The organism is Chimaeribacter coloradensis (assembly GCF_002858715.1).
Lineage (GTDB): Bacteria > Pseudomonadota > Gammaproteobacteria > Enterobacterales > Enterobacteriaceae > Chimaeribacter > Chimaeribacter coloradensis.
In genome coordinates this window covers 120480-141960 of the sequence record NZ_PJZH01000001.1, presented here as the reverse complement: position 1 = coordinate 141960, position 21481 = coordinate 120480, and the positions used below count along the sequence as shown (strand labels likewise).

Here is a 21481-nt window from a genome sequence, read left to right as displayed (position 1 = left end):
TCCCTTTCAGCGCAATTTTCAGTGTGTATAACAGGCGAATCAGATGATAAAAAATCCGGATTATCAAACCATAAGAATAATCAGTTTCTCCGGGCACCAAACTCCCTATCAATACATGGAGCTCAGGTTCAAAAGCCCGTATTATGACGGGTTTCGGTATGATAAAAAGTGAACTCCATGACCCAAACCTTTATTCCCGGTAAAGATGCCGCGCTGGAAGACTCCATCGCCCGCTTCCAGCAAAAACTCACCGATCTGGGCTTCCATATTGAGGAAGCGTCCTGGCTTAACCCGGTTCCCCATGTCTGGTCAGTGCACATCCGCGACCGCGACTGCCCGCTCTGCTTCACCAACGGCAAAGGCGCCAGCAAAAAAGCCGCGCTGGCCTCTGCGCTGGGTGAGTACTTTGAACGCCTGTCGACCAACTACTTCTTCGCCGACTTCTACCTGGGCAAAGAGATTGCCGAAGGCGAGTTTGTGCACTACCCGAATGAAAAGTGGTTCCCGGTGCCGGAAGATGGCAGCCTGCCTGAAGGTATCCTGGATGAGCGCCTGCACGCGTTTTACGATCCGGAACAGGAGCTGAGCGGCAGCGATCTTATCGATCTCCAGTCCGGGAATGCGGCGCGCGGCATCTGCGCCCTGCCGTTTACCCGTCAGTCCGATCTTGAGACGGTTTATATCCCGATGAACATCATCGGTAACCTCTATGTTTCTAACGGCATGTCCGCGGGTAACACCGCGAACGAAGCGCGTGTTCAGGGGTTGTCTGAAGTCTTCGAGCGCTATGTCAAAAACCGGATCATTGCCGAATCCATCAGCCTGCCGGAAATCCCGCAGGAGGTGCTGGCGCGCTATCCGGGCGTGGTGGAAGCCATTGCTAAACTGGAAGAGGAAGGTTTCCCGATCCTCTCCTATGATGCCTCTCTGGGCGGCCAGTACCCGGTGATCTGCGTGGTCCTGTTCAACCCGGCTAACGGCACCTGCTTTGCATCATTCGGCGCGCATCCCGACTTCGGCGTGGCGCTGGAGCGTACCGTCACTGAGCTGTTGCAGGGCCGCAGCCTGAAAGATCTCGACGTCTTCACCCCGCCGACCTTTGATGACGAAGAAGTCGCGGAACACGCCAACCTTGAAACCCACTTTATCGACTCCAGCGGCCTGATCTCCTGGGATATGTTCAAACAGGATGCTGATTATGCCTTTGCTGACTGGGATTTCAGCGGCACCACGGAAGAAGAGTTTGCTACCCTGATGGCGATCTTCGGCCAGGAAGAAGCTGACGTTTACATTGCCGACTATGAGCACCTGGGTGTGTATGCCTGCCGTATTCTGGTACCGGGAATGTCAGACATCTACCCGGCGGAAGATCTGCTGCTGGCCAACAACAGTATGGGCGCGCCGCTGCGTGAAAAACTGCTGTCGCTGCCGGCCAGTGACTGGCAACCGGAAGCGTATCTGGCGCTGATTCAGGAGCTGGATGATGAAGGGCTGGATGATTTCACCCGCGTACGCGAGCTGCTGGGGCTGGCAACCGGTAAAGACAACGGCTGGTATACCCTGCGCGTGGGCGAACTGAAATCGATGCTGGCGCTGGCCGGCGGCGATCTAGATCAGGCGCTGATCTGGGCCGAGTGGACGCAGGAGTTCAATGCTTCGGTCTTTACCCCGGAACGCAGCAATTACTATCGCTGCCTGCAGACCCTGCTGCTGCTGGCCCAGGAACCGGAGCGTGAACCGGCGCAATACTACTCTGCGTTTGTGAAGATGTACGGTCAGGATGCTGTGGATCAGGCATCAGCGGCAATCAGTGGCGAGAGCCGTTTCTACGGCTTGTTTGCCATTGATGAGGCACTGAAAGCACTGCCGGCGCATCAGGCACTGCTGGCGGCCTACGAAAAGCTGCAACAGGCTAAACGCCGTTACTGGGCGTAACTCTTGCCGGGTGAATACCTGTAACGCAGCTCACCCGGGCCGTTAATTATCAGCCCACTCTCCAGCCCCGGTAATGAATAATATTGCCGGGGCTATTTTCTTTTTTTAATGCCTGCATGTTTCTGCCCGATTTTACTGGGAAAATCCTTCTGGTATCATTCTGGTTAAACTAAAGTAAATGAAATGCTAAAAATATAATTCATATTATTTTATGAATTAACAATGAAACATAAATAGCAACGTCTTTAGGACCATTAAAAACTGAAATCAAAAATTAATATAAATATTAAAATATTTTTTTATATTTATAATCATACATATAGATAAAAGTTAGCCTGTTTTTCATACAGTGAAAAGCAGCTTACCCGCCGTATTATGATCTAAATCAATTTTTAACCTATACTACTTTGTTAGTATCTCTTTGCACTGTCTTAACCATCAGAGAGAGTTAGTGTGAAAGCTGAAAACCCCTTCGATCTTCTTCTTCCGCCCGCCGCAGCAAAAGTGGCTGAAGATGCAGGCGTATATAAAGCCACTAAACATCCGCTGACAACGTTTTATTTAGCCATTACAGCGGGCGTCTTTATTTCCATCGCCTTCGTTTTTTATATTACCGCAACAACCGGGACGGCCGCCGTGCCCTATGGGTTTGCCAAACTGATTGGCGGGCTCTGTTTCTCCCTGGGGCTGATACTGGTTGTGGTGGGTGGTGCCGATCTTTTTACCTCTACTGTGCTGATTGTGGTCGCAAAAGCCAGCAAGCGCATTACCTGGGGTCAGTTAGCCCGTAACTGGATTAACGTCTATCTGGGTAACCTGGTGGGTGCCCTCTTCTTTGTCGCCCTGATCTGGTATGCCGGTGAACACAAAGTCGCCAACGGCCTGTGGGGGCTGAATGTCCTTCAGACGGCTGACCATAAAATGCACCACAGCTTTATTGAGGCGGTCTGCCTCGGCACGCTGGCGAACCTGATGGTCTGCCTGGCAGTGTGGATGAGTTACTCCGGCCGCAGCCTGATGGACAAAATGTTCGCCATGTTGTTGCCGGTCGGCATGTTTGTCGCCAGTGGTTTCGAGCACAGCATTGCCAATATGTTTTTAATCCCTCTCGGCATTGTCATCAAAACGTTTGCAACACCTGAGTTCTGGCAGTCGGTAGGGGCAACGCCCGATCAATTCTCACATCTGACCGTCAGCCATTTTATTGTCGACAACCTGATTCCCGTCACCATCGGCAACATCATCGGGGGCGGCGTGCTGGTCGGGTTAACGTACTGGGCGATCTATTTGCGTGGTGATGCCCATCATTAGATGAGGCGCATCACTACATCGCTGCTACACCGGATTTACAAAGAAATTCACATCTTAAGGTAGGTGCATAATGTCCGAACTTAATCAAAAACTGGCAACCGCATGGGAAGGCTTCCACAATGGCGACTGGCAAAATGAAGTCAACGTCCGTGACTTTATCCAGAAAAACTACACCCCGTATGAAGGTGATGAGTCATTTCTGACGGGTGCCACGGATGCCACCACTACCCTGTGGGCTGAGGTCATGGAAGGGGTCAAAATCGAAAACCGCACCCATGCGCCGGTCGATTTTGATACTCATGTTGCCTCAACCATTACTTCTCACGATGCCGGGTATATCGACAAAGGGCTGGAGAAAATTGTTGGCCTGCAAACAGAAGCTCCGTTAAAACGTGCGCTGATTCCTTTCGGCGGCATCAAAATGGTAGAGGGTTCCTGCAAGGTTTACGGCCGTGAACTGGACCCGCAACTGAAAAAAGTCTTTACCGATTACCGCAAAACCCACAACCAGGGTGTGTTTGACGTCTATACCCCGGACATCCTGCGCTGCCGTAAATCCGGCGTGCTGACCGGCCTGCCGGATGCCTACGGCCGCGGACGGATCATCGGTGACTACCGTCGCGTTGCGCTGTACGGCATCGACTTCCTGATGGCAGATAAATTCGCCCAGTTCAAATCCCTGCAGGGAAAACTGGAAAACGGCGAAGATCTGGAAATGACCATTCAGCTGCGTGAGGAAATTGCTGAGCAGCATCGCGCGCTGGCCCAAATCAAAGAGATGGCGGCCAAATATGGTTATGACATCTCCGGCCCGGCTCAAAACGCGCAGGAAGCAGTACAGTGGACCTATTTCGGCTACCTGGCGGCCGTGAAGTCGCAGAACGGTGCAGCCATGTCCTTTGGCCGTGTCTCGACATTCCTGGATATTTATATTGAGCGCGACATTCAGGCCGGGAAACTGACCGAGCAACAAGCGCAGGAGCTGATCGACCACCTGGTCATGAAACTGCGGATGGTGCGCTTCCTGCGTACGCCGGAATATGATGAGCTCTTCTCCGGTGACCCGATCTGGGCAACGGAATCCCTGGCAGGGATGGGTGTGGATGGCCGTACGCTGGTCACAAAAAACAGCTTCCGCTTCCTGAATACGCTCTACACCATGGGCCCGTCTCCCGAGCCAAACATGACCATTCTGTGGTCTGAAAAACTGCCGCTTAACTTCAAGAAATTCGCCGCAAAAGTCTCCATCGACACCTCTTCGGTTCAGTATGAGAACGATGACCTGATGCGCCCGGACTTCAACAATGATGACTATGCCATCGCCTGCTGCGTCAGCCCGATGATTGTCGGCAAACAGATGCAGTTCTTCGGTGCGCGCGCCAACCTGGCAAAAACCATGCTTTATGCCATTAACGGCGGCATGGATGAAAAAATGAAGATGCAGGTCGGCCCGAAAGAAGCGCCGATGATGGATGAAGTGCTGGACTATGACAAAGTGATGGATCGTATGGATCACTTTATGGACTGGCTGGCAAAACAGTATGTTACCGCCCTGAACATCATCCACTACATGCATGACAAATACAGCTATGAAGCGGCGCTGATGGCCCTGCACGACCGGGACGTCTATCGCACTATGGCCTGCGGTATCGCCGGGTTGTCAGTGGCTGCGGACTCCCTGTCGGCGATTAAATATGCCAAAGTCTCTACCATTCGTGATGAAGATGGGCTGGCCGTCGACTTCAAAATCGAAGGCGAATACCCGCAGTTCGGTAATAACGATGCGCGTGTAGATGACATTGCCTGCGATCTGGTTGAGCGCTTCATGAAGAAAATTCAGAAGCTGCGTACCTACCGCCATGCGGTGCCGACTCAGTCTGTGCTGACCATCACCTCTAACGTTGTGTATGGTAAGAAAACCGGTAACACCCCGGATGGCCGCCGTGCTGGGGCCCCGTTTGGCCCGGGCGCCAACCCGATGCATGGCCGTGACCAGAAAGGTGCCGTTGCCTCCCTGACCTCTGTGGCTAAACTGCCGTTTGCCTATGCGAAAGATGGTATCTCCTACACCTTCTCTATCGTCCCGAACGCATTGGGTAAAGATGACGATGTCCGCAAGGCTAACCTGGCCGGTCTGATGGATGGTTACTTCCACCATGAAGCCTCTATTGAGGGTGGTCAGCATCTGAACGTGAACGTCATGAACCGTGAAATGCTGCTGGACGCCATGGAGCATCCGGAAAAATATCCGCAGCTGACGATTCGCGTTTCAGGGTATGCGGTGCGGTTTAACTCACTGACGAAAGAGCAGCAACAGGACGTTATCACCCGTACCTTTACCAAATCGCTGTAATTACTCCGGTGATGCCAAGGCCCCTGCCCAGGGGCCTTTCACCCTTCACTTCTCTTTGTACGTTACTGACCACGCTGAGTGTCGGTTTTGCCGGGCATCTATAATACAGGTGGCAGGCAAAACCGTTATTCAACGCCGGGCCGGCATCAGAACATGCCAGGTGCATCGCTGTACTTCCCGCCGTTTATTTAAAAGACTGCTTATGAACAGTCACTACTGGAGAGCCCGCAATGTCAGTAAAAGGTCGTATCCACTCTTTTGAGTCCTGTGGCACCGTTGATGGCCCAGGCATCCGTTTTATCGTTTTTTTCCAGGGTTGCCTGATGCGTTGCCTCTATTGCCATAACCGTGATACCTGGGATACCCACGGCGGCAAAGAGGTAACGGTTGAAGAACTGGTCAATGAAGCGGTGACTTATCGGCACTTTATGAATGCCTCCGGTGGGGGTGTGACGGCCTCCGGCGGCGAAGCTATATTGCAGGCGGAGTTCGTCCGCGACTGGTTCCGGGCCTGTCACAAAGAAGGCATAAACACCTGCCTTGATACCAACGGTTTCGTCCGTCGCTATGATCCGGTGATTGATGAGCTGCTGGATGTTACGGATCTGGTCATGCTCGATCTCAAGCAGCTGAATGACAGCATCCATCAAAATCTGGTGGGGGTATCTAACCACCGTACACTGGATTTTGCCCGTTATCTGGCCAAACGAAATCAACGTACCTGGATCCGTTATGTGGTGGTCCCGGGGTGGTCAGACGATGACAAATCAGCACATATGCTGGGTGAATTCACCAAGGATATGACTAACATCGAAAAAATTGAATTGCTGCCCTATCACGAACTGGGCAAACACAAATGGATTGCGATGGGTGAAGAGTACAAGCTTGATGGCGTGAAGCCACCCAGCAAAGAGATCATGGATCGGGTGAAACATATCCTTGAAGGCTATGGCCACAAGGTGATGTATTGATCTTGAAAAGATGCGCGGATCGATGCTATCCGCGCATCTCTGTCAGGCCGTCGCCAGAGGCGTCGAGGACTGGCCCGCTTTTTTGAACAGCATCACCATGTAAATAAGCGCCACGGCGGCAATCATCACAAACAGCAGCTGATCTGAATAATGCTGCATCAGGATGGCCGTCATGGTCGGGCCGGTCAGGCTGCCAATGGTGTAACTCATCAGCAAGGCCTGATTCATCGCCACCAGCTCATGTGCCGGCACCCGCTCACAGGCCCAGGCCATCGCTACCGGGTAGAGAGTAAACCCTGCGCACCCGAGGATAAACAGCGTAGGTGCCATCGCATAACCACTCAACATCGCCACGCTGCCCAGCATCACGACAAACACCTGAATGCGCAGTACCAGCAAACGCCCATACCGATCGGCCAGTCGCCCTACCGGCCACTGCCCGACAATACCAGCACTGACCAGCAACGCCATCCAGTAGCCTACATTGCCGTCACTCATTCCCTGATGGGAGAGATAAAGCGGCATCAATCCGTAAAGTGAACCCAACACAATCCCGGAGATAATGCAGCCATTGATACCTAGCCGGGCATCACGGCGTTTCAGCATCGGCCATACGGAAGTGTGCGGTTGTGACTCATCCTGATAACCGAACGCTGCAAAGAAGAGCGGTAACATGGCGAAAAGCACCAGCGCGGTTACCCAGGGCAGCACGCTCAGCAGCGCCGTGGGCATAACCCCCAGCAGCAGTTGCCCGCTGACGGTGGCCAGATAATAGGTCATCATATAGGCCGCCAGTAACTGACCGCGATTTTGCACCGTCCCACTGCGTAATAGTGCACTCTCCACCACGACCCAAATCAGCGCGCACCCTATTCCCGCCACATAACGGCAGCTCAGCCAGAGCCAGAAGTTGACGGAATAAGCTAACCCGGCGGTTGCCAGGGCAAATACCAGGCAGGAGAAATAGTAGCTGCGGTTAAACCCGTAGCGTTTTATTACAGCCCCGGCAATAAACGTCCCGACAAGGTTACCGCAAAAATAGGCCGAGCTGACCAGACCAATCTGCCAGGTAGGCAGCGCATCATGGGTCAGCCATAAAGGCACCAGCGTATTCAGAACCGCAATTGAAACGGTCAGCAATAAAAGCCCACAGAGCAGTAACAGCACTGGGCGGGAGTAGGCAGACATAGTCGTGATAATCAGGAGGTGAAGAGTGGGCGCATCATGCCACCCGCCCTTAAAAAGTCAATCCGGTAAAAAAAGCCGTTAGCACAAAGTGTTACTCGTTGATTGAAATCATTTATCAACCCGTGACCCATGCATCACCCGGCCTGAAACCCACCAGACTACTATGCCCATGATAACAAGCAAATTTACAGGCGCTGCCGCCTCAGAAGCGGGACGGCCTCATTACCTGGACATTTTCTTGATTAAAAAATATTGCCGACGCAGAACAGGCAGTTGCACATAGCCGGTAGACAATATCGGGATGGCCCAAACACCCGGCATTAATCACCGGGCGCAGACCGGTTGCTTTCTCTGCGCCGGCAGCCGGATTGCCAGGTTTATCCTGGGCGCTCATCAGCGATATAACGTCCTCGGAGGCACAGTTATTTCCCGCGACGTAGCCCAGCCGGCCAAGGTGATACGTGCCAGCGACGCCGCCGCCTGGTAAAAAGGATGCCCGGAAGCGGATGCCAACAGCGTGAGATAACGCGGTGCCCAGGGCAACAGATGCGCAGAGAGAAAATCATCCACCTCAGCCGGGCGCTGTTCAGCCAGCCAGGCGGCCATCAGCACCATTAAGCCAATATGATCCTCCGGCTCCTGCGGCGGATGGAAAGAGGTGATGCTCCGCGCAGCCAGCCAATGGCGCAGGGCCAGGGTCGAGTCACCAAACACCACACTCTCTTTATCCAGGTATACCGAGCCCCATGGAGGGGCAGCCAGGGCACCGGGGCCGATAAACAGGCGCTGGTAAGCGTCGGCTAATGGTTCACTTGCCTGCTGGGTAAACCCACCCCAAAAGGAAGAAACTTCCGCCGCGGAGCCATAGGGCCAGGCCCTGGCCCATTCCGTTGACATAAACAGTGGCTTCACCGCCTCAAATTCGGGTGCGCCGGGTGGGTAATAGAGCAGCGCACCACACAGGCGGCCGGTCAGGGCAAGGTCTTGCAACATGATGAATTCCTGAAAAAAGGAGCCGGCTCACCCTTGTGATAAGCCGGTTATGATAAGGATTAGCCGCCGTAAGTCAGGCCTGCTGTCATATGCAGCCCATAGAAGATCCCACGGCCGATTAACTCACCGGCAACCACCAGCATCCATGCGCCTGCCAGTGATAGGACGCCGGGCGTTGTTTGTTTTAACAGCGGTATGATCCAACAGCCCAACCCAACCGTGACTAACATTAGCCGCCAGCCCAGTAAGGTGCCCAGTGCCGGAACCAGCGAAGAGGCTGACTGAACTGAGCTCTGGAGGGTGCTCAACCCGGCAGCCTGGCTGAACCAGGCGGCACAGCTGATGAGCAAGGCCAGCAGGCTGACCAGCGGCAGCAGGCGCACAAGGCCGCGGTCAGCAACATTTGCCGAACGCAATAAGAGATAGCCAAGCAACGGACCGCCGATCAGGGCCGTCAGGGCAAAGCTGAGGGAGGTGTATGCCATGTTCCAGGTCGGTACAGTATTGATCTGGTAAACACGCCCCATCATCCCGATAAAACCGATGCCCACCAGGCCGGTGACCAGCAGCCAGGCTTTGCTGAGTGCCTGCGGCAGCTTATTGAGCACGGCGAGTAACCAATAGAGCCCGCCCAGGACAAAAAACAGCGATCCACCGGCAATCTCATTACTAAGAGGTGATGCGCCCAGGCGGTTAAGGGCATTAAACGCCCGCAGTGGTGAACCAAGGTGCATAACAGAGGCCAGAAAAGCCACGCCCATCAGCACCCACAGGAGGATCATCCGTATCTGAAGGGTGCGTTTTACCCCATGCTCCTGCTTCACTCCTGCCAGAACCAGTGCCACCACAATAAAAGCGCCAACCACACACTGCCCCAGCACAGTGAAGATCATCAGCGGCCATTCATGCCATCCCGTTCCCATCTCACACCTCCTTCGGGTTTGCCAGATAACCGGTGGTATCCCCCACCGGCCTGCACTTAGCGTTCGGCTTGATCACAATATTCGGCCGGGTAAAATGTGCGGCGGGCAGCGGCGCGACTTCAGCCAGCTCGCCATAGGTGGCGCGCAGCTCATCTATGGGTGCCATATCCAAGGCGCGTAACGGGCAAGACTCTACACAGATCGGTTTTTTACCTTCAGCGACGCGCGCAAAGCATCCGTCACATTTGGTCATATGCCCTTTGGCAGCATTATATTGCGGTGCCCCATAAGGGCAGGCCATATGGCAGTAGCGGCAGCCGATACAGACCTCTTCATTGACCACCACGAACCCATCTTCCCGTTTATGCATTGCGCCGCTGGGGCAGACTTTGGTGCAGGCCGGGTCTGCACAGTGGTTACAGGCGAGGGAGAGAGAGTAAGCAAAGACATTCTGCTGCCACCCCGCGCCCTCTTTTTGCCAGCTGCCGCCGGCATACTCATACACGCGGCGGAAACTGACATCCGGCGTCAGATCGTTATAATCCTTACAGGCCAGCTCACAGGTCTTACACCCGGTACAGCGGCTGGCATCGATATAAAAGCCATATTGGGTCATCGTGATGTTTCCTTAAGCCTTTACCTTTTCAACCTGCACTAAATTGCTGTGGGAGGGGTTCCCTTTTGCCAGCGGTGAGGGGCGCTGGGAAGTCAGCACGTTGATCGAACCGGCATGGTCAATTTTTTGTGCGTCGGGGGCGTACCAGGCACCCTCACCCAACGCCACCACACCCGGCAAAATACGGGGCGTGACCTTCGCGGTAATACGCACCTCGCCCCGGTCGTTGAAAATGCGGATCAGATCGCCATTGGCGATCTGCCGGTCAGCGGCATCGAGCGGGTTAATCCACATCTCCTGGCGGCAGGCTGCCTGCAGTACCTCGACATTGCCGTAAGTCGAGTGCGTGCGGGCTTTATAGTGAAAACCGGTAAGCTGCAGAGGAAAGCGCCGGTTGAGCGGATCGTCATGACTCTCCGCGCCGGCCGCGTAGATCGGTAACGGATCGATGACATCGCCTTCGGGCAGTTGCCAGATCGCGGCGATCTCCGCCAGCTGGGCGGAATAAATCTCAATCTTGCCGGAGGGTGTAGAGAGCGGGTTAGCAGCAGGGTTCTGCCGGAAATCACGATAGGCAACATGGTGCCCCTGCGGATCGCGTTGCTTGAATATGCCCTGTTGCCGGAACTGTTCGAAATCAGGCAGGCCGGGGATCGCCTCGCGGGATTGCTGGTAGAGATAACGCAGCCACTGCTCCTGATTGCGCCCCTCGGTGAAACGGGCTTCCACCCCCATCCGTTTTGCTATTTCCGTGGTCATTTCATAGATGCTTTTGCACTCAAAGCGCGGCGTGATGGCCTGATCGGCAAAAATGACGTAATCCATGTTGCCGCAGGAGGCATCAAGGCAGAAATCCATCTGTTCAGACGCTGTGCAATCGGGCAGGAGAAGATCGGCATAGTTGGCTGAGGAGGTCATGTGGTTATCAATCACCACAATCATTTCACACCGGGTGTCATCCTGAAGGATCTCATGCGTCCGGTTAATGTCTGAATGCTGGTTAATCAGGCAGTTACCGGCATAGTTCCAGATAAACTTTATCGGCACATCCAGCTTCTCTTTGCCGCGCACGCCATCACGCAGGGCGGTCATTTCCGGCCCGCGGATGATCGCGTCTGTCCACATAAACATGGAGATGCTGGCCCTGACCGGGTTCTCCAGCGTCGGCATCCGCACGAAAGGCAGGCTGTAGGCCCCTTCACGGGCACCTGAATTCCCGCCGGAAATGCCGACGTTGCCGGTCAGGATCGCCAGCATGGCGATAGCGCGGGTGGTAAGCTCGCCATTGGCATGGCGCTGCGGCCCCCAGCCCTGGGAGATAAAGGCGGGTTTACTCTGGCCAATCTCCCGCGCCAGCTGGATAATTTTTGTTTCAGGGACGCCGGTAATCGCGGCCGCCCAGGCAGGGGTTTTCGCTATGGCGTCTTTTCCCTGGCCGAGAATATAGGCTTTGTAGCTCGCTTCCGGCGGCACCCCGGGCGGCAGCGTTTTCTCATCATAGCCTACGCAGTAAGCGTCCAGAAACGCCTGATCCACCAGGTTTTCCGTGATCATGACATAGGCCAGGGCAGAGGCCAGCGCGGCGTCCGTACCCGGCCGCAGCGGTATCCACTCATCCTCACGGCCTGCGGCGGTATCGGTATAACGCGGATCAATGATGATTAGACGGGCGTTGGATTTTTGACGGGCCTGCTCAAGATAGTAGGTCACCCCGCCGCCGCTCATCCGCGTTTCACCGGGGTTGTTGCCGAACAGCACCACCAGTTTACTGTTTTCAATATCGGAAGGGCTGTTTCCGTCTGCCCAGCCGCCATAGGTGTAATTCAGGCCAGCGGCTATCTGGGCCGAGCTGTAATCCCCATAGTGGTTGAGGTAGCCGCCGCAGCAGTTCATCAGCCGGGCAATCAGGGTTTTCCCCGGTGGCCAGGAGCGGGTCATGGTGCCGCCCAGCGTCCCGGTGCCGTAGTTCAGATAGACAGCCTCGTTGCCATACTCCCGGATAACCCGCTTCAGCGTGCCGGCCAGCGTATCAAAGGCTTCATCCCAACTGATGCGCCTGAACGTCCCTTCGCCGCGCTTCCCTACCCGTTTCATCGGGTATTTCAACCGGTCAGGGTGATAAACCCTCCGCCGCATTGAGCGCCCACGCAGGCAGGCGCGCACCTGATGCAGCCCCTCATAGTTATCGTCACCGGTATTGTCGGTCTCTACGTACCGGATCATATTGTCGACAACGTGCATCCGTAACGGGCAGCGGCTGCCGCAGTTTACTGTACACGCGCTCCAGACCACCTTCTCCTGCATCCGGGCCGCGTTTTTCGGCTCCGCGTCTGCGTGGCTCTTTGCAAAAGGTAAGATGATACCGCCGGCCGCCAGCGCCAGGCTGCCGGCACCGCTTTTTACCAGGCCGCGCCGGCTGATGGGGATGTCCAGTAATGGGGTTCTTTCAGAATCGCTCATGTGATTCCCTTTTTGTGACTCACTAATGTGTCGTGACAGACACCCTGTGCGGCAGCATGTTTATTTTCTGAGTGAACGGGGTCGTGATCCTGTGAGCCCCTGGCTGCCCGACGCGTCGGAAAATACGCCGCATGGTCAACAAGCGCTTTGTTTTTTATCAATTAAATGCGAATGGCAGGATGATCGCGCCGGGGGAAAAGTAAAAAATGAGAGTTTGCGCGAAGAAATGGAGGGCGGCGCGGTGGCAGGAGAGCGGGCATAAAAAAAGCGCCCGCAGGCGCTTTTAATCAGAAACGGCATTAACCGATGTGGGTTGCGCCACGCATATAAGGGCGCAGCACGTCCGGGATCTCGATGCGGCCATCTGCCTGCTGGTAGTTTTCCAGCACGGCGACCAGCGTACGGCCCACTGCCAGGCCGGAGCCGTTCAGGGTATGGACCAGACGCGGTTTCTTCTCGGTTTTGCTGCGGCAGCGGGCCTGCATACGGCGCGCCTGGAAATCCCCCATGTTGGAGCAGGAGGAGATTTCACGGTAGGTGTTCTGCGCCGGCAGCCACACTTCCAGGTCGTAAGTTTTGGTGGAACCAAAGCCCATGTCCCCGGTGCAGAGCAGAACCTTGCGGTACGGCAGGTTCAGCAGCTGCAAGACTTTTTCCGCATGGCCGGTCAGCTCTTCCAGCGCCTGCATGGACTCTTCCGGGCGCACAATCTGGACCATTTCGACTTTATCAAACTGGTGCATACGGATCAGGCCGCGGGTATCGCGCCCGTAGGAGCCTGCTTCAGAGCGGAAGCACGGCGTATGCGCCGTCAGCTTCAGCGGCAGGGACTCCTCTTCCAGGATCTCGTCACGCACCAGGTTGGTCAGCGGGACTTCCGCCGTTGGGATCAGCGCATAGTTGCTGCTGGTGGATTCCTCTTCCAACGGTTTGGTATGGAACAGATCCTCGCCGAACTTCGGCAACTGGCCGGTGCCGTACAGCGTGTCATGGTTAACCAGGTAAGGCACATAGGCCTCCTGATAACCATGCTGCTCGGTGTGCAGGTCAATCATGAACTGCGCCAGCGCACGGTGCAGGCGGGCAATTTCACCTTTCATTACCACGAAACGTGAGCCGGTCAGCTTAACGGCAGCGGCGAAATCCAGGCCGCCGGCCATCTCGCCCAGCTCCACATGATCGCGCACCAGGAAATCGTACTGGCGTGGCTCACCCCAGCGGCTGATCTCCTGGTTTTCGCTGTCATCTTTGCCGAGCGGCACGGCATCATCCGGCAGGTTAGGAATGGACAGGGCAATATCGCGGATTTCGCTTTGCAGTGCATCCAGCTGCACTTTCGCGTTGTCCAGTTTCTCGCCCAGTACGTTTACTTCCTGGCGCAGCGGCTCGATATCTTCACCACGGCCTTTGGCGGCACCGATCGATTTCGATCGTGCATTACGCTCAGCCTGAAGATTTTCAGTTTCGACCTGCAACACTTTACGGCGCTCTTCCAGCGCACGTAATTTTTCCACGTCGAGGGTAAAGCCCCGGCGAGCCAGTTTTTCAGCGACTGCGTCCAGCTCAGTACGCAGTAAATTGGGATCGAGCATGCTAATCCTGTGCTTGTAGTTATTGAATGATATGTAACGAAAGATACCGCGAATAATCGCGGTATCCTGGGAGTAATAATGGGATAACCTTACCGCAAGCCACCAGTCAGCGGTAGCGTTTTATCGGGCTATTTTGATCCTGTTCAGACAACCACGCCAGCTTTTCACCAATTTTTCCCTCCAGCCCGCGGCTGGTCGGGAAATAGTACTGGGTAGCGGCCATCTGTGGCGGGAAATAGTTCTCCCCGGCGGCATAGGCGTGGGGTTCATCGTGCGCGTAGCGGTATTCCGCGCCGAGGCCCATCTCTTTCATTAATTTGGTCGGCGCGTTGCGCAGATGCTCCGGCACATCAAAATCGTTTTGCTCACGCGCATCGCGCAGCGCCGCTTTAAAGGCGGTGTAGACGGCATTGCTCTTGGGCGCACAAGCCAGATAGACGATCGCCTGGGCAATCGCCCGCTCCCCTTCCGCCGGGCCGACGCGGGTAAAACAGTCCCAGGCGGCAATGGCCACCTGCATGGCGCGGGGGTCCGCATTGCCGACATCCTCAGAGGCGATAGCCAGCAACCGGCGCGCCACATACAGCGGATCGCCCCCGGCGGTAATAATGCGTGCATACCAGTAGAGCGCCGCATCCGGGGCGGAGCCGCGCACGGACTTATGCAGGGCGGAGATCAGGTCATAATAGCGATCGCCTTTATTATCAAAGCGGGCGCTGCGCTCACCAGAGACCTCCTTCAGCAGTGCCGGCGTCAGGGTGCGTACCCCTTTCTTATCCGCTTCTGCCATATCCGCCATCATCTCCAGGCTGTTCAGCGCCCGGCGCGCATCGCCGTTTACCAGCTCCGCCAGCATACGGCGCGTCTCGTCCGGCACCACAATCTGGCGGCCGCCCAGCCCACGCTGACTGTCGCTCATCGCCTGATCGATCACTTTTTCGATCTCTTCCGGCGTCAGCGCTTTCAGCAGGTAGACCCGCGCACGGGACAGCAGGGCGGAGTTAAGCTCAAACGAGGGGTTCTCAGTGGTCGCGCCAATGAAGGTGATGGTGCCGTCTTCAATGTGCGGCAGAAAGGCGTCCTGCTGGCTTTTGTTGAAACGGTGCACCTCGTCCACAAACAGAATGGTACGCCGCCCGGCATTGCGGTTTTGCCGCGCCCGCTCAATGGCTTCGCGGATCTCTTTAATGCCGGACGTTACCGCCGAGATCCGTTCAACGTCAGCCTGGCCATAGCGGCCAATCAGCTCAGCCAGCGTGGTCTTGCCGGTGCCGGGTGGCCCCCACAGGATCATGGAGTGCAGGTGGCCGGCTTCGATGGCGCGCGGCAGCGGTTTGCCGGGGGCCAGTAAATGCTGCTGGCCGATGTACTCGGCCAGCGTTTCAGGCCGCATCCGGGCGGCCAGGGGTTGGAACTCGTTCTGTGAAAAATCGAGCGATAAATTACTCACGCGCACCTCACTGGCGCTGGTCGTCCAGCGTCACCCCCTTCGGTGGGGTAAATTTGAATTTACCGGCATCAACTGCGCCGTTCTGCTGGGTTTTCAGGTTATAGGCGCTGCGTTGCCCATCCTGCTCAACAGCGGTAAAGCTTTTGATGGTGCCGTCATTGGTGACAGTAATGGCAAACTGCTTCAGGTTGCCGTTGGCGGATTTCGGCGTCAGCTCAAAATCATCACCCTGTTGTTTAACGTCATATTTCGCCCAGTCGCTGCTGTTATTGCGGGTAATCAGCATAAACGGCGTATTGCCGGTGGCGTTTTTCAGCCAGGTCGCCGTGACCTGCTCAACAAAAGGATTATAGAACCACAAGGTTTCGCCGTCAGAGACCAGCACGCTTTCATCGGGTGACGTCATATGCCAGTTGAACAGGTTCGGGCGTTTTACCCACAATTCCCCTTCGCCCTGCTGAACCTCAGACCCATCATCCGCGGTCACTTTCTGGGTGAAGCTGGCGTGGAAACTGTTTACTTTGCCCAGGCGGCTTTTCAGGTCACTGCTGGCGTCCGCCAACACGGAGGCCGAGGTAAATGCCGTCAACAGGCAGCCTACTGCTAATAATTTTTTCATTCTTACCATGACCTCATACTTTCCATGATTACCGGGACACACTAATGATTTCATTAGCTAAGTGATGTCACTCTATCGGATCGTGCGTTGCCGCCGGTAGGTTATTTGTCTCAAAACGTCTGCTTTTACGCTTCTTTGCACAAGGGCCGCAAAGCGGCCCTGTGAGTGGAGAGATTATTCGTGCGGTGGGGGGGCCAGCACATCGCGGTTACCGTTATGACCCGGTTCGCTGACGATGCCCTGCGCTTCCATCTGCTCAATGATACGCGCCGCCCGGTTATAGCCGATGCGGAACTGGCGCTGCACACCGGAAATAGAGGCGCGGCGCTTATCGATCACAAAAGCGACAGCCTGGTCAAACAGCGGGTCCAGCTCCTCTTCACTGTCGAGGCCACCGCCGCCCTCGCCCTCTTCAGCGCCACTGGTGATGCTGTCGATGTAGCGCGGCCGCCCGCGGGCTTTCCAGTCCTGAACCACGGCATGCACTTCCTGATCGCGCACAAAGGCACCATGCACGCGCACCGGAATTGAGGAATTCGGCGCCATGTAGAGCATATCCCCCATACCCAGCAGCGATTCCGCGCCTCCCTGATCGAGAATGGTACGGGAGTCGATTTTACTGGAGACCGTAAACGCGATACGCGTCGGGATGTTGGCTTTAATCAAACCGGTGATCACATCCACCGAAGGCCGCTGGGTCGCCAGCACCAGGTGGATACCGGCCGCACGGGCTTTCTGCGCCAGACGGGCGATCAGCTCCTCGACCTTTTTACCAACGGTCATGATCAGGTCGGCAAACTCATCAACCATCACCACGATATAGGGTTCACGCTCCAGCACCGGCGGCGTGATGTCCATGCTATCGGTCGGCTTCCAGAACGGGTCAGGGATCGGGCGGCCCATCGCTTCAGCCTGATCCACCCGGTCGTTATACCCGGCCAGGTTACGCACGCCCAGCGCGGACATCAGCTTGTAGCGGCGTTCCATCTCGCCTACGCACCAGTTCAGCGCATTGGCTGCCTTCTTCATGTCGGTAACCACTTCTGTCAATAGATGAGGGATACCTTCATAAACCGACAGCTCCAGCATTTTCGGGTCGATCATGATAAAGCGTACATCTTCCGGCTTCGCTTTATACAACATGCTGAGGATCATGGCGTTAACGCCCACAGACTTACCGGAGCCGGTGGTACCGGCCACCAGCAGGTGAGGCATTTTGGCCAGATCGGCCACCACCGGCTGGCCGGAAATATCTTTGCCGAGCACCACTGAAAGCGGCGACGGATTGTCGCGGAAGGCCGGGCAGTCGAGCACTTCACGCAGATAGACGGTTTGCCGTTTGGTGTTCGGCAGCTCCAGCCCCACATAAGGCTTGCCGGGGATTACCTCCACCACACGAACCGCAGACGTCGAGAGCGAACGGGCCAGATCGCGTGAGAGGTTAGAGATGCGCGCCGCTTTAACGCCCGGTGCCAGATCCAGCTCAAACCGCGTAATGACCGGCCCCGGAAGAATATCGACCACATCCGCTTTTACGCGGTAGTCAGCCAGGCTGGCTTCCACCAGCCGCGCTTTCTGCTCAAGGGCAAACATATCTACCGGTGCCACTTCTGTCGGCGCGGCGGTTAACAGATCCAGCGTCGGCAGTGGCGTGGTAGGTTTCTCCAGCGGCTGATCGTGTCGCACCAGGAACGGGTGGAACAGGCTGTCCATGGCCGGCTTGGGCGTATCCTCCACCGGCGGTGAATACGTTGTTTCCGGCTCAGCAGAGACAGGCCCGGAGCGATAAGCCGGCTGCTCTGCCGGGCGCGGCGTTTCCGCACGGTAAGACGGAGCCGCAGGCTCAGACCGGTAAGCTGCTGGCTCGGCCGGGCGCGCCGTTGGCGGCATTTCCGCCCGGTAAGCCGGAGTCTCAGGCTCAGCCCGGTAGGCTGATGGCTCTACCGGACGCGCAGGTGATGGCGTTTCCGCACGGTAAGCCGGAACCACAGGCTCAGCCCGGTAAGCTGATGGCTCTGCCGGACGCGCAGGTGATGGCGTTTCCGCACGATAAGCCGGAGCCACAGGCTCAGCCCGGTAAGCTGACGGCTCTGCAGGACGCGCAGGTGATGGCGTTTCCGCACGGTAAGCCGGAGCCACAGGCTCAGCCCGGTAGGCGGGCTGTTCAGCCGGCCGCGTAGGTGGCTGCTGAACCGGTGCATAAGCCGGTGGCGGCGTGGCCGCTTCCGGTGCCGGCGGCAACGTAAATACCGGCGTATCGTCTGCTGCATCATCAACAGGCGAGAAGGAGAAAGCGCTGCTGCCGGTGACGCTGGCAGCGGCCGTTGCTGCGGCTGATACCGCAGACGCCGCGGCTATACCGCCCATCGGAATCTGGCCCGCCACAGAGGCGCTCCCTGACGGCGCAGCACCGTAACGCGCCTGTTCCCGCGCAGCAAAGGCGTTGCGCAGGCTGTCCTCGTCTTCATGCAGGGGTTCTTCCGCCGCAGATTGCGGCGCTGTATCCGGCGCAGCACTGAAAGGTGTGCTGTAACGCTGTTGCTGCTGTTCAGCGAACGCCCGGCTGAGTGCTGCCTGGTCGGCTGCCTCCTCATCCGGTTCCGCCTGTGCGGCAGCCGCGGTTGCCCCGGCCACAGATGGCGCGTCGCTCTGATACCCGGTACCGTAGCGTTGCTGTTGCTGCTCAGCAAACGCGGCACCCAGCGCTTCCTGATGCGCGGCATCTTCGCCCTCATCCGGCGTGGACGACGCCTCGCGGGCCGCCTGCTCTGCCTGACGCTGGGAAGGCAGTTTAATACCGTAGGAGGCCAGCTCCCGGCGGGTAGGAATGCGTACCGGGTTCGGCCGCGGCAGTTCCGGGCCGATGCCCTGTTTCACCTGCGGATTGGCGTCACTCACGGCACTGAAGGCAGGCATAAAGGTCGCGCCGGCCTCAGCGCTCAGATCAGACTGACGGGACGCCCCGCCCAGCACACTGCCGGACTCCGGCAATTCGTCGCTCTCCTGCTGGGCAGCAGAGAAATCAAACGGTGAGCGGGCAGTCTCCGTCTCCTGCCAGTTGCCGAGGCGCGGGCCATCATCCTCTTCTGCGGCAGGCAGTGCATGGCTGCCGGCGAGCTGCGTCGGGGCCGGGGTGACCGGCGGAGCAGTGTCGGCCTCTTCCGGCAGTTCAAAGCGATAACGCGGTGGAGCCGGCTGTGCGGCCGCGGTGGGCTCTGCCGCCGGTGTGCTGTCACTGGCAGGAGCGACCGGCGCGGTGAGCGGCGCTTGCGCAGCCGGAGCAGCCGGAGCAGCCGGAGCAGCCGGAGCAGCCGGAGCAGCCGGAGCAGCCGGAGCAGCCGGAGCAGCCGGAGCAGCCGCGACCTTAGCCGCAGACGGCGCAGAGAACAAGACATCCTCGTCGTCTGCGGTGGTCAGATGCGGAACCGGGTCGGCCGTCTCCCGGCGCGCGGCCGGGGCGTCCGGGAGGTCATCCTCCTCGTCCTCATACTCATAAGGATCGTCACGGCGCGAGCGGTTGGTCATAAAGGTTGCGGCACCCAGTACCACGCCGCCAATGCGCTCGGCGATGGTCAGCCAGGACCAGCCGGTGAACAGCGTAAACGCCACGGCCCATACGCCCAGCAACGCCAGCGTTGCGCCCATGCTGTTCACCCAGGGCGTCAGGGCATTGCTCAACAGGCTGCCGATCACCCCGCCGGAGGCGAAGTAATAGAGATCGTCAATGTTCAGCGCGGCCAGGCCACAGGAGGTAAGCACCAGAGCCAGCACGCCGATAAGACGCAGAGAGAGGGTAAAGAAATCGATGTATTCGCTGTTGCCGCGCCGGCGGTAAGAGGCCCAGCACATCATCAGCATCAGCGGGGGAATGGCATAGGCAAACACACCAAAGGTGAAGAACAGCGTATCGGCCATCCAGGCACCGACGCCACCGCCCAAATTATGAATAGGCTCATGCCACGCTGTCTGTGACCAACTGGGGTCAGAAGGATTAAAACTGAGCAGCGCTGCCATGAGATAAACCCCGAAAAGCGCGATCAGCACCAGCAAGGCTTCAAGTAACCGCCGGCTGCCACTGGCTTTTTTCAGGCCAAACTCTTTATCTTCTGTGTATTCCTGGCTCAAGAAAGGCTCTCCAGGTTCCTGTGAACTGAAATAGCAACAGCGCCGGGAACCCTTCCCGGCGCGTGGGCTGTATGGATAAACAGGAGTGTAGCGAATATATTCAGGTTTTGCACCTGCAGGTTTTACCGGGTCTTGATGACCAGACGGTTACTCTGTTTCACTTCTTCCATTACCACATAGGTGCGGGTGTCATTGACGCCCGGCAGGCGTAACAGCGTTTCGCCCAACAGCTTGCGGTAAGCGGACATATCCGGCACACGGGTTTTCAACAGGTAGTCGAAATCCCCGGACACCAGATGACACTCCTGGATATCTTCCAGCTTCTGAACTGCAGCATTGAATTGCTCAAAGACATCCGGCGCACCACGGTTGAGGGTGATCTCAACGAACACCAGCAGCGAGGCATCCAGATAATGAGGATTGAGCAATGCGGTATAACCATGAATAAAATTCTGCCGCTCAAGGCGACGGACACGCTCCAAGCACGGCGTAGGGGATAAGCCCACCCGTTTGGAAAGTTCGACGTTTGAGATGCGGCCATCCTTTTGTAATTCATTCAGGATGTTGCGATCTATGCGGTCGAGATCTTTTCCCGGTCGTTTTTTGTTGTCTGCCATTATTATTGTCTCTCTTCTGTTCTTCCCTGTCTTTACACACCCTGCCAACTTCATGTGTTAAGGGTTTGTCCCAAGCGAATACCCAATGTCTGTGCTTACCGCCAGAGATAACACCTCATCCTGTGACGGCGCTTGCCTGTCAACCGGCGTCGTTCAGTGATGAAATCTGGCTAACAGAAGAATTAATCGCTGAATGTTCTGCCAGTGAGGGCTGGCGGAACCCTTTGCGCGGGTTTAATTTCTTCTTGCAGAGATGTTTTCGCAAATGCGCAGCCGATTGTCAAAGTAAAAGAACCAAAATCAGAAGAACGTGCCAGATTAAAAAATA

Annotated in this window: 14 protein-coding genes and 2 pseudogenes; 5 read left to right on the top strand and 11 right to left on the bottom strand. The window is 56.6% G+C overall.

Translation table 11 applies throughout. The features are described 5' to 3' along the window. The first annotated feature begins 177 nt into the window (after nt 1–177). From ycaO to pflA, 4 genes are all read left to right on the top strand, one after another. Complete coding sequence (ycaO, locus tag CYR32_RS00580; protein ID WP_101821518.1) at nt 178–1935, top strand: 30S ribosomal protein S12 methylthiotransferase accessory factor YcaO; 1758 nt, start codon at nt 178–180, stop codon at nt 1933–1935. 453 nt (nt 1936–2388) lie between these two features. Further along, entirely contained in the window at nt 2389–3246 is an 858-nt protein-coding gene (focA, locus tag CYR32_RS00575; RefSeq protein ID WP_101821516.1) for a formate transporter FocA, read from the top strand. A 70-nt stretch (nt 3247–3316) separates the two neighbouring features. Beyond that, on the top strand, nt 3317–5599 hold the full coding sequence (gene pflB, locus CYR32_RS00570) for a formate C-acetyltransferase (RefSeq protein WP_101821514.1): 2283 nt from the start codon (nt 3317–3319) through the stop codon (nt 5597–5599). 230 nt (nt 5600–5829) lie between these two features. Continuing rightward, nucleotides 5830–6570 (top strand): pyruvate formate lyase 1-activating protein, encoded by a 741-nt coding sequence (gene pflA / locus CYR32_RS00565; protein ID WP_101814186.1) that lies wholly within the window; start codon nt 5830–5832, stop codon nt 6568–6570. A gap of 42 nt (nt 6571–6612) precedes the next feature. On the opposite strand, the gene CYR32_RS00560 is transcribed toward pflA, so the two are convergent. From CYR32_RS00560 to dmsA, 5 genes are all read right to left on the bottom strand, one after another. Further along, nucleotides 6613–7758 carry an MFS transporter gene (locus tag CYR32_RS00560; RefSeq protein ID WP_101821512.1) on the bottom strand — a complete coding sequence of 382 codons (1146 nt, stop codon included), beginning with the start codon at nt 7756–7758 and terminating at the stop codon, nt 6613–6615. 393 nt (nt 7759–8151) lie between these two features. Beyond that, nucleotides 8152–8751 carry a Tat proofreading chaperone DmsD gene (gene dmsD, locus CYR32_RS00555; protein ID WP_101821509.1) on the bottom strand — a complete coding sequence of 200 codons (600 nt, stop codon included), beginning with the start codon at nt 8749–8751 and terminating at the stop codon, nt 8152–8154. Between the two features lie 59 nt (nt 8752–8810). After that, a complete protein-coding gene (locus tag CYR32_RS00550; protein ID WP_101821507.1) occupies nt 8811–9674 on the bottom strand; it encodes a DmsC/YnfH family molybdoenzyme membrane anchor subunit in 864 nt (287 codons plus the stop codon). 1 nt (nt 9675) lies between these two features. Further along, nucleotides 9676–10290, bottom strand: a complete 615-nt coding sequence (locus CYR32_RS00545) for a DMSO/selenate family reductase complex B subunit (protein WP_101821505.1) — start codon at nt 10288–10290, stop codon at nt 9676–9678. 12 nt (nt 10291–10302) lie between these two features. Next, entirely contained in the window at nt 10303–12750 is a 2448-nt protein-coding gene (gene dmsA / locus CYR32_RS00540) for a dimethylsulfoxide reductase subunit A (RefSeq protein ID WP_101821503.1), read from the bottom strand. A gap of 91 nt (nt 12751–12841) precedes the next feature. On the opposite strand from dmsA, the gene CYR32_RS21595 reads away from it, so the two are divergent. Next, nucleotides 12842–13012: a hypothetical protein gene (locus CYR32_RS21595; RefSeq protein ID WP_165698157.1), complete on the top strand. Its 171-nt coding sequence runs from the start codon at nt 12842–12844 to the stop codon at nt 13010–13012. 37 nt (nt 13013–13049) lie between these two features. Here CYR32_RS21595 and serS read toward each other — a convergent pair whose 3' ends face one another. The 6 genes and pseudogenes from serS to lrp all read right to left on the bottom strand — a co-directional run bounded on the left by serS (nt 13050) and on the right by lrp (nt 21153). Then, nucleotides 13050–14342, bottom strand: a complete 1293-nt coding sequence (gene serS, locus CYR32_RS00535) for a serine--tRNA ligase (protein ID WP_101821500.1) — start codon at nt 14340–14342, stop codon at nt 13050–13052. 106 nt (nt 14343–14448) lie between these two features. Beyond that, complete coding sequence (locus CYR32_RS00530) at nt 14449–15792, bottom strand: replication-associated recombination protein A (RefSeq protein WP_101822128.1); 1344 nt, start codon at nt 15790–15792, stop codon at nt 14449–14451. Between the two features lie 7 nt (nt 15793–15799). Beyond that, nucleotides 15800–16411, bottom strand: a complete 612-nt coding sequence (gene lolA, locus CYR32_RS00525) for an outer membrane lipoprotein periplasmic chaperone LolA (protein WP_101821498.1) — start codon at nt 16409–16411, stop codon at nt 15800–15802. A gap of 174 nt (nt 16412–16585) precedes the next feature. After that, nucleotides 16586–18331: pseudogene (locus tag CYR32_RS22065) on the bottom strand (DNA translocase FtsK); the annotation flags it as partial. Nucleotides 18332–19975: 1644 nt separating this feature from the next. Next, nucleotides 19976–20536, bottom strand: a pseudogene (locus tag CYR32_RS22060) (DNA translocase FtsK 4TM domain-containing protein); the annotation flags it as partial. A 122-nt stretch (nt 20537–20658) separates the two neighbouring features. Beyond that, entirely contained in the window at nt 20659–21153 is a 495-nt protein-coding gene (lrp, locus tag CYR32_RS00515) for a leucine-responsive transcriptional regulator Lrp (RefSeq protein ID WP_072925842.1), read from the bottom strand. Nucleotides 21154–21481 lie beyond the last annotated feature (328 nt).